The sequence below is a fragment of the Paraburkholderia nodosa DSM 21604 genome (assembly GCF_000519185.1).
GTDB classification, from domain to species: Bacteria; Pseudomonadota; Gammaproteobacteria; order Burkholderiales; family Burkholderiaceae; genus Paraburkholderia; species Paraburkholderia nodosa.
The window spans coordinates 151,385-168,336 of the sequence record NZ_JAFA01000003.1 but is presented as its reverse complement, the minus strand read 5'-3'; the positions used below and the strand labels follow the sequence as shown (position 1 = coordinate 168,336).

General features: G+C 65.8%; 16 protein-coding genes. 8 read left to right on the top strand and 8 right to left on the bottom strand.

The annotated features are described in order from the left end of the window. Positions 1–44: 44 nt before the first annotated feature. The gene (locus A3CW_RS0105320; protein ID WP_051481242.1) at positions 45–875 is read right to left on the bottom strand and encodes a helix-turn-helix domain-containing protein; all 831 of its coding nucleotides are present in this window, start codon (positions 873–875) and stop codon (positions 45–47) included. Positions 876–1,063: 188 nt separating this feature from the next. Between A3CW_RS0105320 and A3CW_RS53230 the strand changes: the two genes are divergently transcribed. The 3 genes from A3CW_RS53230 (at position 1,064) to A3CW_RS0105305 (ending at position 2,234) form a co-directional block, all read left to right on the top strand. After that, a complete protein-coding gene (locus tag A3CW_RS53230; RefSeq protein ID WP_169739094.1) occupies positions 1,064–1,225 on the top strand; it encodes a hypothetical protein in 162 nt (53 codons plus the stop codon). Positions 1,226–1,459: 234 nt separating this feature from the next. Next, positions 1,460–1,894 (top strand): DoxX family protein, encoded by a 435-nt coding sequence (locus A3CW_RS0105310; protein ID WP_028202628.1) that lies wholly within the window; start codon positions 1,460–1,462, stop codon positions 1,892–1,894. A 70-nt stretch (positions 1,895–1,964) separates the two neighbouring features. After that, a complete protein-coding gene (locus tag A3CW_RS0105305) occupies positions 1,965–2,234 on the top strand; it encodes a hypothetical protein (RefSeq protein ID WP_028202627.1) in 270 nt (89 codons plus the stop codon). A gap of 25 nt (positions 2,235–2,259) precedes the next feature. Here the strand turns inward: A3CW_RS0105305 and A3CW_RS0105300 are convergent, their stop codons facing one another. Both A3CW_RS0105300 and A3CW_RS0105295 read right to left on the bottom strand, forming a co-directional pair. Next, positions 2,260–3,738: an MFS transporter gene (locus A3CW_RS0105300; RefSeq protein WP_028202626.1), complete on the bottom strand. Its 1,479-nt coding sequence runs from the start codon at positions 3,736–3,738 to the stop codon at positions 2,260–2,262. A gap of 127 nt (positions 3,739–3,865) precedes the next feature. Continuing rightward, complete coding sequence (locus tag A3CW_RS0105295) at positions 3,866–5,167, bottom strand: MFS transporter (RefSeq protein ID WP_028202625.1); 1,302 nt, start codon at positions 5,165–5,167, stop codon at positions 3,866–3,868. 372 nt (positions 5,168–5,539) lie between these two features. Here A3CW_RS0105295 and A3CW_RS0105290 point away from each other — a divergent pair, with 372 nt between their 5' ends. After that, positions 5,540–6,274 carry a response regulator transcription factor gene (locus A3CW_RS0105290; protein WP_028202624.1) on the top strand — a complete coding sequence of 245 codons (735 nt, stop codon included), beginning with the start codon at positions 5,540–5,542 and terminating at the stop codon, positions 6,272–6,274. 107 nt (positions 6,275–6,381) lie between these two features. Here the strand turns inward: A3CW_RS0105290 and A3CW_RS0105285 are convergent, their stop codons facing one another. Further along, positions 6,382–6,651: a hypothetical protein gene (locus A3CW_RS0105285; protein ID WP_028202623.1), complete on the bottom strand. Its 270-nt coding sequence runs from the start codon at positions 6,649–6,651 to the stop codon at positions 6,382–6,384. A 208-nt stretch (positions 6,652–6,859) separates the two neighbouring features. After that, complete coding sequence (locus A3CW_RS0105280) at positions 6,860–7,192, bottom strand: hypothetical protein (RefSeq protein WP_028202622.1); 333 nt, start codon at positions 7,190–7,192, stop codon at positions 6,860–6,862. A 225-nt stretch (positions 7,193–7,417) separates the two neighbouring features. Between A3CW_RS0105280 and A3CW_RS45340 the strand changes: the two genes are divergently transcribed. Then, the gene (locus tag A3CW_RS45340) at positions 7,418–10,588 is read left to right on the top strand and encodes a transglycosylase domain-containing protein (protein ID WP_081771531.1); all 3,171 of its coding nucleotides are present in this window, start codon (positions 7,418–7,420) and stop codon (positions 10,586–10,588) included. Positions 10,589–10,682: 94 nt separating this feature from the next. Here the strand turns inward: A3CW_RS45340 and A3CW_RS0105270 are convergent, their stop codons facing one another. The 3 genes from A3CW_RS0105270 to A3CW_RS0105260 all read right to left on the bottom strand — a co-directional run bounded on the left by A3CW_RS0105270 (position 10,683) and on the right by A3CW_RS0105260 (position 13,099). After that, complete coding sequence (locus A3CW_RS0105270; protein WP_035512374.1) at positions 10,683–11,231, bottom strand: glycine zipper family protein; 549 nt, start codon at positions 11,229–11,231, stop codon at positions 10,683–10,685. Positions 11,232–11,256: 25 nt separating this feature from the next. Continuing rightward, positions 11,257–11,655 (bottom strand): hypothetical protein, encoded by a 399-nt coding sequence (locus tag A3CW_RS0105265; protein ID WP_028202620.1) that lies wholly within the window; start codon positions 11,653–11,655, stop codon positions 11,257–11,259. A 718-nt stretch (positions 11,656–12,373) separates the two neighbouring features. Further along, the gene (locus A3CW_RS0105260) at positions 12,374–13,099 is read right to left on the bottom strand and encodes a TetR/AcrR family transcriptional regulator (RefSeq protein WP_028202619.1); all 726 of its coding nucleotides are present in this window, start codon (positions 13,097–13,099) and stop codon (positions 12,374–12,376) included. 194 nt (positions 13,100–13,293) lie between these two features. Between A3CW_RS0105260 and A3CW_RS0105255 the strand changes: the two genes are divergently transcribed. From A3CW_RS0105255 to A3CW_RS0105245, 3 genes are read left to right on the top strand one after another with little or no spacing between them, the layout of a single operon-like run. Continuing rightward, the gene (locus tag A3CW_RS0105255) at positions 13,294–14,475 is read left to right on the top strand and encodes an isovaleryl-CoA dehydrogenase (protein WP_028202618.1); all 1,182 of its coding nucleotides are present in this window, start codon (positions 13,294–13,296) and stop codon (positions 14,473–14,475) included. 35 nt (positions 14,476–14,510) lie between these two features. After that, the gene (locus A3CW_RS0105250) at positions 14,511–16,118 is read left to right on the top strand and encodes a carboxyl transferase domain-containing protein (RefSeq protein WP_028202617.1); all 1,608 of its coding nucleotides are present in this window, start codon (positions 14,511–14,513) and stop codon (positions 16,116–16,118) included. An 18-nt stretch (positions 16,119–16,136) separates the two neighbouring features. Next, on the top strand, positions 16,137–16,925 hold the full coding sequence (locus A3CW_RS0105245; RefSeq protein WP_028202616.1) for an enoyl-CoA hydratase/isomerase family protein: 789 nt from the start codon (positions 16,137–16,139) through the stop codon (positions 16,923–16,925). The last annotated feature ends 27 nt before the right edge of the window (positions 16,926–16,952 follow it).

Below are 16,952 nucleotides of genomic sequence, written 5' to 3'. Positions count from 1 at the left end.
CCGACATATTATCGGGCGCACCCGGCGCGGCCGCCTTGGGCGCGTCAAGGCGCGTGGTTGCGCAATGCCTGAGCGGTGCGCGGGTCGGCGGGAAAGAACGCTTCGATTGCCAGCTCGGAAAGCGTGATGTCGACCGGTGTGCCGAACACGGTGGTCGTGCTGTAGAACGCCAGTTCGCCAAGCACGGTGCGCACGCGCAGCGGCACGGCAATGTGATGGGCGATCGGTTCGGCGCTCGCGTTCGCTACGCCGGGCGGCGTGGGATACGTCGCGAGTTCCTCGTGTAGCGCGGCGAGCGCGGGGTCGGCGCACGCGTCGATCTGACGTTGCAGGCGCGTGAGCAGATGCGCGCGCCACTCGTGCCAGTTGACGATGCGCGGCGCCATGCCCTCGGGATGCAGCGAAAGCCGCAGCGCATTGATGGGCGCGGCGAGCAGCGCAGGCGAAGCGTCGCCGATGAGCGGCGCGAGCGCGCCGTTCGTGGCGACGATATTCCAGTGGCGGTCGACGGCCACGGCGGGATACGGTTCGTGGCCGCGCAGCACAAGATCGACCGCCTCGCGTGCGGCGGCGAGCTGCGGGTCGTCGAGCGCGCGTTCGCGATAGAGCGGCGCATAGCCCGCCGCCACGAGCAGCGCGTTGCGCTCGCGCAGCGGCACATCGAGTTGCTCGGCCAGATGCATGACCATCTCGCGGCTCGGCAGCGCGCGGCCCGATTCGACGAAGCTCAGGTGGCGCGTCGAAATCTCGGCTTCGGTTGCGAGCAGCAACTGGCTCATGCGCCGGCGCGTGCGCCAGTCGCGCAGCATCTCGCCGACGCTGCGGAGCCCGGCGCCGGACGGCGCGGCAGGGAGGATGGAAGCGAGCGTGTTCATGCCGCCGATTCTAGCGAAACGCGCGGGCAAGGCGATTACGTCTGAGGTAAAGAATTGGCCGGCAGCGGATATATGAAAACCTTGGGTTTATGTCCCTGCTGCATTCGTGGACGACGTTTACCGTGGGCCGCGCTATCGCCTAGAATGAAAAGTCTCACGGACTGTGGCGTCGCGCAGAGGAGACTGCCATGAGGGAAACCGTTGCTGCTTATCTGCTCGGACCAGGCGTCATGTTGCTGGTGTGTGCGGCCATGTGGGCCGTGTCGCGCCGCAGCAGAGGCGCGCTCGAGGCGCGCCTGACTCGCTGGCTCGACGCGCATCGGCCGCACGGCATGCATCACAAGCATTGAGCGTGCCAGCGCCGCGTCGGTTTGCGCGATGGCTTGAGCGCATCGCGAACGGATCGCGCCAGGGCTCGTCAGGCAAATTCCATAGCATTCCGAATCAATTCCCGAGTTAGTTCGTTTCGCTCCGGCGCATGGCGCGCCGTTCTTCGTGCCGCCTCGTCTGCTACTGCCGCCTCAAGTCGAGGGAACTGACCGTGCGCCTCGCGGTCATTCCGATATTGCATACCGGAGCCCTCCATGACCCGTCCCGCCGATTCCTTCATCATCTTCATCGCCCGCATCGCGCTCGCCATTCTGTTTCTCTGGGGCGGTGCCATGAAGCTGCTGGGATACGCGGGGTTCGTCGGCTACCTGCACTCGAAGGGCGTGCCGTATGCCTCGTACGGCGCGATCGTGGCGACCGCCGTCGAACTGCTCGGCGGCATTGCGATCGTGCTGGGCGTGCGCACGCGCGCGGTTGCGTTCCTGCTGGCCGTGTACGCTATCGTCACGGCGATACTCGGCCATGACTTCTGGAACATGACCCAGGCCGCGGCGCAACAGGACGCGGTCATTCATTTCTGGAAGAACGTGGCGATCGCGGGCGGTTTCCTGCTGCTGGCCGTGACGGGCGCGGGACGTGCTTCCATTGATGGTCTGCGCGCGCCGCGCGGCGGCGGCCTGCGAGGCTGACGGCTTCGCGTGGCGAAGCGCGAGTGTCGAATTGCAACCACCGGGCAACCGGGTGTAGAGGGAGCAGGCCTTGATACAGAACTTCGACTTCAACGTGGCAGGCAAGACCGGGCAGTTCTGCGCAAGTCTTGCGGAAGACGGCACGCGGCGCGTGTTCATCAGCGACGCGGATACCGCGAAGACGCTGGTGATCCTCGACGCCTCCGGACTCATCGGCACGCTCAAGGCAGAGCTCGAGGAGCCCGACCAGCTGATCGCTCACGCCATCCGCAAGGCGCAGAACGATGGCTTGATCGCCCGCGCAATCGACTCCGGCGCGATCCAGGAGGCGTCGCTGTAGGTCGGCACGCCAGTTCGCTGTTGCATCAGCGCGATTCCGGTTCGTTCACCCGCGCCGGCGCGGCGTGGCGCCCGCCCGCATGCGCCGGATCGGTCCTCACGAACCAGGCGAGCCCGGCCGCCGTGAGCAGGAGCGCCGTCGAGACCGCGGTTTCCGCGCGCAGGCCGGCTACCACCTGCGCCGCGCCCGCCCCGCCCGCGAGCGCGCCGAACGCCGCCACCCCTACCGCCCCGCCCGCCTGACGCGCCGTATTGAGCAGCGCAGAGGCCGTCCCCGCGCGCGCCGGCTCGACTGAGGAGAGCACGGCCGTGGTCATCGCCGGGACGGCCAGGCCCATGCCGGAGGGAATCAGCAGAAAGGCGAGCAGCACGAAGGCGAGCGGCGTCGCGGCGTCAACGCTGATCAGCAATGCGTAGCCGGCACCCGCAATCAGCGCGCCGATGATCATCGGCCGGCGCGTGCCGTAATGTGCCACCACATGGCCGCTCACGATGTTCGAGAGCAGGAAGCCGGCGGTGAGCGGAATGAACGCGAGGCCCGCCTGCAGTGGCGTCTCTCCCCGCGCATGCTGCAGATAGAGCGCGAGCACGAACACGGTGCCGTAATACGTGAGATTCACGCAGATACCGAACAGCACCGCCGCGCTGAACGTGCGGTTGCGCAGCATGGCGAGCGGCAGCATAGGGTCGCGTGCGCGTGCCTCGAGTGAGACGAACGCAAAACCCGCGACCAGCGCGAGCGCAAAGCCGCCCGCCACGGCCCAGTGCGTGAAGCCGAGCGGCCGCCATTCGATCACGGCGCCCGTAAAGGCCGTGAGCGCCACGATGGCGAGCAATTGGCCGGGCGCATCGAGGCTGCGCACGGCGGGCGCGCCGGCAGCGCTGGAGGCGTGCGCATGGCGGCGCGGCGGGGGAATCCACGCGAGCGCGGCCCACAGGCCTGCCGCGCACAGCGGCAGGTTCACGAGGAAAATGCTGCGCCAGCCGAACGCCGCGATCAGCAGACCGCCCGCCACCGGGCCGGCGGCGATCGAGATGGCGCCGGCGGCGGTCCAGAAACCCACTGCGCGCGCCCTGAGCGCCCGGTCGTGGCGGCACGCTTCGTTGAGCAGCGCGAGCGAATTGGGCAGCATGGCCGCGGCGCCTGCGCCCTGCAGCGCGCGGGCGGCGACCAGCATGACCGGATTGGCCGCGAGTCCGCAGGCCAGCGAGGCGAGCGCGAACACCACGAGCCCGATGGCGTAGAGGCGGCGCGCCCCGTAGCGGTCGCCGAGCACGCCGCCCGAGAGCATCAGCACCGCGAAGGCGAGCGTATAGGCGTCGACGATCCATTGCAGGCCCGCGACGTTCGCATGGAGATCGGTTGCGATGCGCGCGAGCGCGATATTGACGATGGTGACGTCCAGCTGCGTGACGACGAACCCGACGCTGACGGTCGCGACGATACGCGTGAGCGCGGGCGTGAAATGGACGTGGGGGGCGGGGGTGGGGTGTGAGGTATTCATGCGCCCATGGTAGGGCGCTCGCCGGCTTCGACGTTTCAGCGCGAGGTGAATCGTCGAAGCCGGCGGCAAAATGGTGCCGGACCAGTGGCGGCCGTCCCGTGCGCATTCAATGCGCACCCCGGCGCACTTACTGCTCGCGATGCGCGTCCTTGAAGAACAGCGTCGTGATCGCACCGAGCACGCAGATCGCGGCCACATAGTACGTGGGCGCGAGCGGCGCGGACTTCATCAGCAACGCGACGACGATCGGCGTAAGGCCGCCGAACACGGCGTACGCCACGTTGTACGAGAACGAGATGCCCGAGAAGCGCACCACGGGCGGGAACGCGTTCACCATCACGTAGGGCACCGCGCCGATCGTGCCGACCAGCAGCCCGCAGAGCGCATAAAGCGGCATGAGCATCGAGCTGTCCACGGCGATCTGGCGGAACAGCGTGTAGTACGCGATCGCGAGGGCGATGCCGCCGATGGCCAGCACGCGGCGCGCGCCGAAGCGGTCCGCGAGCGCGCCCGCGCTCACGCAGCCCACCGTGAGGAAGAGCGTCGCCACGCAGTTCGCGAGCAGCGACGTGGTGGCGTCGAGATGGAATTGCTTCTGCAGGAGCGGCGGCGTCATGAGGATCACGACGACGATGGCGGCCGAAAGCATCCACGTGAGCAGCATCGAGACGATCACGGCGCGGCCGTGGTCGCGCAGCACGGCCTTGAGCGGGATTTCGTCGGCGAGCGACTTGCGCGCCTGCATCTCCGCGAACACGGGCGTTTCGTGCAGCCACTGGCGCAGATACACCGAGAACATGCCGAACAGCCCGCCAATCAGGAACGGAATGCGCCAGGCGTACGCGGCGATGTCGCTCGGGGCGTAGTGATGATTGACCGCCGCGGCGATGAGCGAGCCGAGCAGGATGCCGAACGTGAGGCCCGCCGTGAGCGTGCCGCAGGCGTAGCCGATATGGCGGCGCGGCACGTGCTCGGAGACGAACACCCACGCGCCCGGCACCTCGCCGCCCACGGCCGCGCCTTGCAGCACGCGCAGCGCGAGCAGCAGCACGGGAGCGAGGATGCCGATCGTCGCATAGGTGGGCAGGCAGCCCATGGCGAGCGTGGGCAGCGCCATCAGCAGCACGGAGAGCGTGAACATGCGCTTGCGGCCGAGCAGGTCGCCGAAGTGCGCCATGACGATGCCGCCGAGCGGCCGCGCGAGGTAGCCCGCCGCGAAGATGCCGAAAGTCTGCAGCTGGCGCAGCCAGTCGGGAATCGTTGCGGGGAAGAACAACTGGCCGATAGCCGGCGCGAAGAACACGAAGATGATGAAGTCGTAGAACTCGAGGGCGCCGCCGAGTGCGGCGAGCCCGAGCGTCTTGTAGTCGCTGCGGGTGAGCGCGCGCGCAGCGGCAGGCGTGCGCACGCCAATTTCTGTTGCTTGCATTTCCGAAAAACCAGGGTGTTGTTATGTACGACGTTGTATGTAGCGCGTGCGGAACGCGCGTGGACGTCTGTGATGGCCGAATTTGCCTGGTGCGCGCGTGGCGCGGGGGCGGCGGTCGTCGGATAGGCGGGCGCAAGGGTGGGGCACGGCAACAGCGCGTCCGCGAGGGTGGGCGGACGTGCGACGACTTCAGGCCAGTGCGCGATTCTACAGGAAGCCTGCAAGCTGCCCGATGCGCGGCCCGTCAGGACGCTCACGCGCCGTTGTGGGAAAACGGTGAAGCGCGCTGGAATTCGGACTCGTCCGATGGGCAGATTTTGCACATATCCACAAAATTGCCCGGTTTCATCATCGAACCATCAGGGGCCCACCATGCGCATCGCGATTCTCCAGCGCGACGCTGACCATCGCCAGCAGCTCGAGCGCGTGCTGACGCAATGCGGTCACGCCTGCGTGCCGTCCAGCGACGCACTCCTGCTTGCCAGGACGCTGGCCGCATCGACTGTCGATATGCTCCTGCTCGACTGGCAGGGCTCGCGAATCGCCGGCACGGAACTGCTGAGAACCTTGCGGGCCGTGAACGGCAGCCAGATTCCGGTGCTGTTCGTCTCCGAGGACGCCTCCGACGAGAGCGTGGTGCGAGCGTTTTCTATCGGCGCGGACGACTACGTGTGCCTGCCGGTTTGTCCTTCGGTGCTGCGCGCGCGCGTGAACGCGCTCCTGCGCCGCGCGTTTCCCGACCGGTACGAGAACCTGACGATCGACGCCGGCCCTTATCACTTCGACATGCGGCATCAGGCCGTCAGCGTGCACGGCAAGCCCGTGCTGCTCTCGACCACGCAATACCGGCTGGCTGCGCTGTTCTTCTCGAATATCGGGCGCGTGCTCTCGCGCGATCACATTTACGCGATGGTGTGGGGGCGCGAGTTGCACACCTTGACCCGCACGATCGACAGCCACGTGTCGCGACTGCGTCTGTTGCTGGAGATCGACACGCCGAACGGCTTTCGGCTGCAGCCGGTGTACAAGAGCGGCTACCGGCTGTTGTGCCTGCAGGACGAAAATGAGGCGCTCGCCGCCGAAGGCGCGGAACTCGAGTCGGTTTGAGGCGAAGCGCTGCGATTCATTCTGTAGTTCGATAAAAAAAGACGGCGGCACGCCATGCGTGCCGCCGTCTTTTTTGTTCGATGCGTTGCGCGCCGCGCGGGGCAACCTCAGCGCGCGAGGCCGAGTCCCTGCAGCACGGCGTTGCCTTCCGACGTAAGGCGGATGCGCGGGTCACCGGCGTCGTCCTGCACCTGCTCGACGAGGCCGGCTTCCTTGAGCATCGGAATCTCCGGTTTGGCGTGCGCGTCGATCGGCGCATGCAGCAGCAACAGGAGGGTCGCAAGCTCGTGGTGGCTCAGCAACCGGCGCAACAAGGTGCGGCGAGCGGGCTTCGCGCCGGGCGTCGCCTCGTTGTCGACCTGACTTGTCGGCTGGATTTGCGGGTCTTGCTGTTTCACGAAACCTCCTGCAGCGTTCGTTTCTTCTAAGTGAAGCGATGATGCGGACGAAGACTTAAGCGATTCTTAAAACGCCCGGCGAAAATGTGTCATCGCGCTACACGGCGCTCATCAATGTAAAAAGCTGTAATAGAAAGGGCGCGAAGAGCCGCCGGCGGCGGCCGGGCAAAAACGGCCCGTCAAATGTTCAAGGCGCGCAGGTTTTACTCGCACCCTCGATCCACAGGTTCGAGGCGTGGCGTTTGCCGGCGTAATAGCGGTAGGTCGTCGCGCCGTTGTCGGTGCGAACCTTGATGACGTTCGAGTCGCCGAACTCGAGCATCTGGCCTTGCGGCAGCGGCGAGGTGGTGAAGCTGGCGCCGTGACGCGAGGCTTCGACGGTCAGGCACGAGATCACGTCCTGGACCGACCGGTTGGTTGTGGAATCGATGACCGGCTGACCGGCGTCCGGGTTGCTCTGGAACCACGCGCACGCGCCGAGCGTGAGCGAAAGGGCAAGGGGCACGGCAAGCTTCTTCATATTTCCCGGTATCCAACGAAATAGTCAATCATTATATCGGGAGCATGTGCCGTGCCACGGCGCTGGCGCAAAATGCCGCAAAACTGTCACGTGCTGGGCATCGGTGTTGCGGCAGTGCGACGTGCGTGCGGAGCCCTACATACTGGCGCGCAAGAACCTACGGAGCGAGATAGACTGTTTAAGGGGTGCCGTCTGGAAATCTGACGTGATGTCAGGAGAATACGCATGAACCGCCCATCGGTACGTTTTCCTGTTCGCGCCGCTGGCGCTGGCTCACTCTTCAGGTGGGTCAAGTGGGGATTCGTCGTCGCGTTTCTGGCCGCCCTCGTCATCATCGCGCGCATCGTTCAGATCGAAATCGACACGTCGCGCCTGCAGGCGCGCTACCTCTCCGAACTCACGCGCGACATCGGCTTTACGGTCGAAAACGGGCCGAGCCACAACATCCGCTTTCCCACCACGAACGGGCCGTACGACGTGCGGCTCGGTTATGCGCAGCTGCCCACCTTCGAGAACCGGCTTGCGGAACGCGGTTTCGCGATCGCCGCGCAGGCGCGCGATTCAGATCGCATGATCGCCGTGGCCGACGAGGGGCTTTTCCTGCCGTTCGAAGAAAAGGATCAGGCCGGGATCGTGCTGCGCGACGCAACGGGTGCGACGCTCTTCCATACGCGTTATCCGCAGCGCGCCTACGAGAATTTCGACGCGGTGCCGGCCGTGGTGCGCGACTCGCTGCTTTTCATCGAAGACAAATACCTGCTGGCCCAGGACCAGCCGAACCGCAATCCGGCCATCGACTGGGGGCGCTTTAGCCGCGCGCTCGTCGATCAGGGAGCGCGCTTCGTGAACCAGCATCAGCAAACGCCGGGCGGCAGCACGCTCGCCACGCAGATCGAGAAGTTCCGGCACTCGACGGGCGGCCGCACCTCCACGCCGCCGGAGAAGCTGCGCCAGATCGCCTCCGCTTCGCTGCGCGCCTATCTGGACGGCCCGCAGACCATGCCCGCGCGCCAGCAGATTCTCGTGCACTACCTGAATTCGGTGCCGCTCTCCGCCAAGCCGGGTGTGGGCGAAGTCAACGGTCTCGGCGACGGCCTCGCCGCCTGGTACGGGCGCGACTTCCGCGACGTCAATCGCATCCTGCGCGCGCCGCTTACGCCCGAGACGCTCGACGCGCAGGCGCTGGCGTTCCGCCAGGTGCTCTCGCTGCTGATCGCCCAGCGCGCCCCTTCATACTTTCTGCAAAAGAACAACGACGCACTCGCAAAGCTGACCGACAGCTATATCCGCCTGCTCGGCGCCGGCGGCGTGATTACGCCGGCGCTGCGCGACGCCGCGCTCGCCACGCAGCTCACGCTCGACCGCTCGAAGCCGTCCCAGCGAGCGCCGGTTTCATTCGTGGAGCGCAAGGCGGTGCTGACTCTGCGCACCCAGCTCATGCAGGCGCTGGGGCTGACGACGCTTTACGACCTCGACCGCCTCGATCTCACCGCCACGGCCACGCTCGTCGACAGCGTGCAGCAGGCCGTGAGCGACCGCCTTGCCGACGCCGCGACGAAGGACGGCGCGCGCCAGGCGGGTCTGGTCGGCTTCGAGATGCTGCGCCCCGCCGACGACCCTTCGAAGATCGCGTATAGCTTCACGCTGTTCGAGCGCAGCAGCGGCGAGAACCTCGTGCGCGTGCAAACGGACAGCGTGAACCAGCCGTTCGACATCAATTCGGGCGCGCGCCTGAATCTGGGGTCGACGGCGAAGCTGCGCACGCTCGTGACGTATCTGCAGATCGTGAGCGCGCTGCACGCGCGCTACGCGGCCGACGACGCGAAGTCGTTGCGCGCGATGCTGCCGCAAGTCGATCCGAGTGACGCGCTCACGCGCTGGGCGATCGACTATCTTTCGAAGACGTCCGACCGCTCGCTGCATTCCATGCTGGAAGCGGCCGTCGAGCGCAAGTACTCGGCCAACCCGGGCGAGACGTTCTACACTGGCGGCGGCGCGCAGAGCTTCAACAATTTCGAGTCGAGCGACAACGCGCAGATTCTGACCGTGCATCGCGCGTTCCAGCATTCGGTGAATCTGGTGTTCGTGCGGCTCATGCGCGACATCGTTCACTACGAGATGATCCAGACTTCGGGGCCACCCGCGCAATGGCTCGACGATCCTGTTGTGCGCACGGGTTTTCTCACGCAGTTTGCCGATGGTGAGAGCCAGGTCTACATGAAGCGCTTCTACACGCGCTACGCGGGCAAGAGCAACGACGAAGCGCTGGCGATCTTGCTGCAGCACACGCGCAAGGGCCCGGCGCGCATTGCGACCGTGCTGCGCAGCGTGAAACCCGACGGCAAACTGCCGTGGTTCGACGCACAGATGCGCGCGCAACTAAAGAACACGAAGTTCCAGTGGCTCGACGACGAAGACCTCGCGCACTACTACGACAAGTACGCCATCGACAAATTCAACCTCAACGACCGCGGCTATATTGCGGGCATTCATCCGCTCGAGCTGTGGCTGCTGAATTACTTGCGCGTGCACCCGGATGCGACGCTCGCGCAGGTTCAGCAGGCGAGCCGCGACACGCGCCTTTACACCTACAGCTGGCTCTTCAAGACGAAGTATCACGCGACCCAGAACCGGCGCATTCGCCACATGATCGAGCTGCGCGCGTATGACGCGATCGGCAAATCCTGGCGCGCGGTCGGTTATCCGTTCGACAGCATCACGCCTTCTTATGGCGCGGCGATCGGTGCGTCGGGCGACCGGCCCGCGGCGCTCGCGCAGCTCATCGGCCTGATTTCGAGCAATGGCGAAAAGCTGCCGACGCACAGCTTCGAGTCGCTCGACTTCGCGCGCGGCACGCCGTACGAGACGCACTTCGTTCATGCGTCCACGCCGCCGCAGGCGCTGATTTCGCCGGATATTTCGCAAGTGGTGCGCGAGCTGCTGACGTCGGTGGTGGAGGGCGGCACGGCCAAGCGCCTCGCCGACGGCATGACGCTCCCCGACGGCAAGACGCTGCCCGTGTACGGCAAGACCGGCACCGGCGACCAGCGCTTCAACGTGTACGCCCCGGGCGCGCGGCTCATCGAATCGCGCAAGGTGAACCGGAGCGCGACCTTCGTGTTCGTGATCGGCAACCGCTTCTACGGCACGCTCACGGCATGGGTGCATGAGCCGTACGCGGCGCGCTATACGTTCACGAGTGCGTTGTCCGTGCAACTGCTCAAGTCGCTCGCGCCGGTGTTGCAGCCGCTGCTCGAATCCAGGTCCGCGACGGACCGCGATGAGAAACCCGATCCTGTCCACGCCGCGCAGCAGATGACGCTCATCGACCCGCAATCGGGCGAAATGCGCCGTGTGGTGTGGAACGGCAAGGGGCTCGAATTCGACACGCACTGATTCGGCTTATTCGGAATCCAAAGCAAAACGCGAGGCTGGCGCAGATGCGCCAGGCCTCGCGTTCGTCTTTATGCGGTCTATATCCGCTTGAGCTTCAATATCCGTTCGGCGGCGGAGGCGGCGACCCCGGCGGGGGCGGCGGCAAATAGCGTGGTTGCGGCGCCGTCTGGAACTGCTGCTGCGGCGCCTGGAACTGCTGGGGCTGCGACATCGTCATGTTGCCGGGCGCCGGGATGCGGTTGCCGGTGGCGTACATGCATTGCAGATAAGCGTAGTCGTAACGGCGCTGCACGTCCCACGCGGAACCCTGTGCGTTGCCCATGCCGACCGCGCTGCCCGCAAGCAGGCCCGCGCCCGCGCCGATGGCCGCGCCCTGACCGCCGCCAAATGCGGCGCCCGCGGCCGCGCCGAGGGCGGTACCGACCACGGCGCTGCCCACACCGGCGCCGGTTGCCGCCTGGTTCGCGGTGACGCCGCCTACCTGCTGGAAGGCGAACTGGCGGCAGTTCGCGTCGTCGGCGCGGAACTGATCGAAGGTCTTGCCCGTGCCGGGCAGGGCCATCACGCTCGGCCCCGTGGGCGTCACGGCGCATGCGCTCAGCAGCCCCGCCGTGGCGAGTAGCGCGAGATACGTGTATTTCATGTGCGGCTCGATATTTTCAAGGTGTTCAGTTCGACGGCGCCGGCTGGGCGGGAACCGCGCGCCAGCCCGACGAACATTGCTTTACGTACGGATAGTAGGTTTTCGACTCGTCGCAGTAATACCAGGTGTCGGCGTTCGCCTGCTGGTCGCCCGCTGCATCGCCCGGCGCGGCGTTGACGGGGCCTTGCTGCGGATCCATGGCGGGGGCGCCGGCCTGCCCCTGCTCGATGTAGTCGGGCGCCTGCGGCGGCGGCGCGACGATCACGGCCGGTGGCGGCGCGTAGTAGTAGGGCGCGGGCGCGACCGGGTAGTAATACGGCACACCGGCGCCGAAATACACGCCGACACGCGCCGCCTGTGCTATGCCGCACGCGCCGAGAAGCGCGGCCGCAGCGGCCCCGAGAAACAGTTTCGACCTTCTCACACACGATCTCCAGAAACGGGCAGGCCGGAGCGACGGCGCGCGCCAGCCAATTATCGAACGCTATGACATTGCCGGATCCAATGCAATTACGCGAGTTGCACCGATTTTTCGAGTTGTTACAGAAGGCGCCGGGCTGGCGGGGCGCAAAGGGCGCCAGGGGTGCGTACGGCGCGCATCGGCTCGCTTCGCGGTCCATATTTCGCAGAAATGCGTGCAATGAGGTGCGAGCGTACGTCGCCCGGTTGTAATTATTGGACATCGATGCGCTTGCCGACGGTGTCCAATGTGAACATGGACGGCTCGCCTGGCCATCACAAATCGAAACGCCGTTTCGATCTTCTGGGCGCAGGCCCTTCGTCAGATTGACGTAGACTGCGCGCGCGCCTTACCGCGATGGTGCGCCACGGCGTACTTTCATAATTAATAAGGATTGCGACATGAATAAAGTTCTTGCTTGTCTTGTCGCGATGTCGCTGCTGGCCTCGTCGCTGGACTGCGCGTGCCGCCGGTCCGAACGTCGAGCTGTACGGCTCGTTCCAACTGGCCCGTACCGGGTTCGCGCTGCCGGTGCGCCGCCGTATCTGCCCGGGCTTTTCAACCTGCGCGGCATGCCGATTCCCGTGGTCGATCTGCGGCAGTTGCTACCTGAATGGCGGCCGAAGATAGCGCGCGCGTGGCCGAGGAAGCGGCGGTCTGACTGCCGGCCAGGGCGCGCCGGCTAGCGCGCGGCGCGTTCGCGCTCGAGCCGGCGCACGGCTTCGCCCACGTCCTGGCTGAACTGCGCGAGCGCGGCGAGTTCGAGGTTGGGCGGCTGCAGCGCCGACCAGAGGGCGTCCACGAGGCGCTCGGCCGTGGCGTCGATGTCCGTGCGGCGATTGGCGAGCGTCGCGTCCCACAGCACATGCTCCATGGGCCCGAATACCAGCGAACGCAGTAGCCGCAGCGGCAGGTCGTTGCGGATCTGTCCGCTTTCCTGGCCGCGCGCGAGCACGCGCATGAGCGGCGCCGTGTAGCGGCGCTGCATTTCCGTGAGCGCTTCGCTCAGATCGTGATGCCGCGTGCGGCCTTCCGAGAGCACCAGTTCGCAGATGCCGGTGCCGCTCTCCAGCATCAACTGCAGATGCATGCGCACGATGAATGCAAACTGCTGGCGCACGGTGCCGTCGCGCGGCAGGCCGCCTTCGATCGCGGCGATCGATTCGTCATACCAGTCGCCGATCACGCGCGCGCACAACTCCCGTTTGCCCCGAAAGTAGCTGAACACTGTCGCCTCGGACACGCCCAGGCGCTGGGCGATCTCGGCCGTGGTGGCGCGTGCGTACCCTTTTTCCGAGAATACGTCGCGCCCCGCCTGCAGGATCTCGCGCACGCGCTGCTGCGACTTGCGGCCCGCAGGCTGGCGGCGCGACGCGGGCAGGACGGCTTTCTGGGCGACGGCTTCCATATTGAGCTTGATTCAATTTACGTCAGGATGGAGTTGATTATCCGCGAAAAAAACGCTGCCGGACAAGGAAATTTCATCTTAATGACAAGTTGAGCGTCACTCAGAAATACCTATTGACGTTAACGTAAATCTGGCGTGAAATGTGCGTCCATGGGGCGAAGCTACGCCCGGTTCGAGATTCCCTGGAGACACACATGAGCAACGTACCCGGTTTGCAGTTCCCGCTCGGCGAAGAAGTCGAAATGCTGCGCGACAGCATCGCCGGCTTCGCGGCGAAGGAAATCGCGCCGCGCGCGGGCGAAATCGACCGCACCGACCAGTTCCCGATGGACCTCTGGCGCAAGTTCGGCGACCTCGGCGTGCTCGGCATGACGGTCTCGGAGGAGTACGGCGGCGCGAACATGGGCTACACGGCGCACATGGTCGCGATGGAGGAAATCTCGCGCGCGTCCGCATCGGTCGGCCTTTCGTACGGCGCGCATTCGAACCTGTGCGTGAACCAGATCCACCGCAACGGCAGCGAGGCGCAAAAGCGCAAGTACCTGCCGAAGCTCGTTTCCGGCGAGCACATCGGCGCGCTCGCCATGAGCGAGCCCAACGCCGGCTCGGATGTCGTGAGCATGAAGCTGCGCGCCGAAAAGAAGGGCGACCGCTACGTGCTCAACGGCACGAAGATGTGGATCACCAACGGCCCGGATTGCGACACGCTGGTCGTCTACGCGAAAACCGACCCTGAAGCGGGTTCGCGCGGCATTACGGCGTTCATCGTCGAGAAGGGCATGAAGGGCTTTTCGGTTGCGCAGAAGCTCGACAAGCTCGGCATGCGCGGCTCGCATACGGGCGAACTGGTGTTCCAGGACGTGGAAGTGCCCGAAGAGAACATCCTGGGCCAGCTCAACGGCGGCGTGAAAGTGCTGATGAGCGGCCTCGACTACGAGCGCGCCGTGCTGGCGGGCGGGCCCACCGGCATCATGGCCGCGGTCATGGACGCGGTCGTGCCGTACATTCACGACCGCAAGCAGTTCGGTCAGGCCATCGGCGAATTCCAGCTCATCCAGGGCAAGGTCGCGGACCTCTATACGACCTACCAGGCGTGCCGCGCCTATCTCTACGCAGTGGGCCGACAGCTCGACACAATTGGCCGGGACCACGTGCGCCAGGTACGCAAGGACTGCGCGGGCGTGATTCTCTACACCGCGGAAAAGGCTACGTGGATGGCGGGCGAAGCGATCCAGATCCTCGGCGGCAATGGCTATATCAACGAGTATCCGGTCGGGCGTCTCTGGCGCGACGCGAAGCTCTACGAAATCGGCGCGGGCACGAGCGAGATTCGCCGCATGTTGATCGGCCGCGAGCTGTTCGCGGAAACCATGTAATCCTAAGCAACTCACGGTAACGAAGGGAGGACGGGATGCCGGTCATCGAATCGAAGCTCAATCCGCGTTCGGAAGACTTCAAGGCCAATACGGCGGCACTGGAAGCGCTCGTCGCGGACCTGCGCGAGAAGATCCAGAAGCTTTCGCTGGGCGGCGGCGAGGCCGCGCGCGACAAGCACCTCTCGCGCGGCAAGCTGCTGCCGCGCGATCGCATCGCGCAGCTGCTCGATCCGGGCACGCCGTTTCTGGAGCTCTCGCAACTCGCGGCCTACGGCATGTACAACGACGACGCGCCGGGCGCGGGCGTCATCACGGGCATTGGCCGCATTGCGGGGCAAGAATGTGTGATCGTTTGCAATGACGCCACGGTGAAGGGCGGCACGTACTATCCGGTCACGGTGAAGAAGCACGTGCGCGCGCAGGAAATCGCCCAGGAAAACAACCTGCCCTGCGTGTATCTCGTTGATTCGGGCGGCGCGAACCTGCCGAATCAGGACGAGGTGTTTCCGGACCGCGATCACTTCGGCCGCATCTTTTACAACCAGGCGAATCTCTCTTCGCAGGGTATTCCACAGATCGCGGTGGTGATGGGCTCGTGCACGGCGGGCGGCGCGTATGTGCCGGCCATGAGCGACGAGTCGATCATCGTGAAGAACCAGGGCACGATTTTCCTCGGCGGCCCGCCGCTCGTGAAAGCGGCGACGGGCGAGGAAGTGAGCGCCGAGGACCTGGGCGGGGGCGACGTCCACACGCGCCTGTCCGGCGTGGTCGACCATCTCGCGCAGAACGATGCGCACGCGCTGGCCATCGCGCGTTCGATCGTCGGCAACCTGAACCGCACGAAAACGCCGCCCGTGGTGCTGCGCGAGCCGCTGCCGCCGCGCTTCGACGCGAAAAGCCTCTACGGCGTGATTCCCGTGGATACGCGCAAGCCCTTCGACGTGCGCGAGGTGATCGCCCGCATCGTCGACGACTCGGCTTTCGATGAATTCAAGGCGCGCTACGGCACCACGCTCGTGACGGGCTTTGCGCACATCTGGGGCCACCCGGTCGGCATCATCGCGAACAACGGCATTCTGTTTTCCGAATCGGCGCTGAAGGGCACGCACTTCATCGAGCTGTGCTGCCAGCGCAAGATTCCGCTGGTGTTCCTGCAGAACATCACGGGCTTCATGGTGGGCCGCAAGTACGAGAACGAGGGCATTGCGCGCAACGGCGCGAAGATGGTGACGGCAGTGGCCACGGCCAAGGTGCCGAAATTCACGGTCATCATTGGCGGTTCGTTCGGCGCGGGCAACTACGGCATGTGCGGCCGCGCGTATTCGCCGCGCTTCCTGTGGATGTGGCCGAACGCGCGCATTTCGGTGATGGGCGGCGAGCAGGCCGCATCCGTGCTCGCCACGGTGCGCCGCGACGGCATCGAAGCGAAGGGCGGCACGTGGAGCGCCGAAGAGGAAAATGCGTTCAAGCAGCCGATTCGCGACCAGTACGAATTGCAGGGCCATCCGTATTACGCGAGCGCACGTCTGTGGGACGACGGCGTGATCGACCCGGCGCAAACGCGCGACGTGCTCGGCCTGGGCCTTTCCGCCACGATGAACGCGCCGATCGAAGAGACGCGCTTCGGCGTGTTCCGCATGTGATGCATTGAGGACCAGACAATGCAATACGAAACGCTCACCGTAGAGTTCGCCGGACACGTGGCGACTGTCACGCTCAATCGTCCTGAGGTGCGCAACGCGTTCAACGAAGCGATGATCGCAGACGTCACGGCTGCGTTCACCGCGCTCGGCGCGCGCGACGATGTGCGCGCGATCGTGCTCGCCGGCAACGGCAAGGCCTTTTGCGCAGGCGCGGATCTGAACTGGATGCGCAAGATGGCCGGCTACTCCGATGCAGAGAATCGCGCGGACGCCATGCGTCTCGCGCAGATGCTCTCGGCTGTCTACCGCTGCCCGAAGCCGGTCGTCGCGCGCGTGCATGGCGACGCCTACGCGGGCGGCATGGGCCTCGTGTGTGCGGCGGACATCGTGGTGGCCGTGGAGACCGCGCACTTCTGCCTTTCCGAAGCGCGCCTCGGCCTCATGCCCGCCACGATCGCGCCTTATGTGATCCGCGCGCTGGGCGAGCAGGCTTCGCGCCGCTACTTCGTCACGGCCGAAGCCTTCGACTGCGCCACCGCGCAGCGGCTTGGCCTCGTGAGCGAGGCCGTGAGCGCCGAAGCCCTCGACGCCACCGTGCAACGCATCACCGAAACGCTCTGCGCGAACAGCCCGAATGCCGTGCGCGAGTGCAAGCAGCTCGTGCAGGACATCGCCGGCCAGACGATCGACGACGCCCTGATCGAAGGCACCGCCGTTCGCATCGCGCGTATTCGCGCGAGCGAGGAGGGGCGCGACGGCGTGTCGGCGTTCCTTGAAAAGCGCACGCCGCGCTGGCGCGATCAATAAGGCAAGAAGCAGGCAACGAAGCGAGGA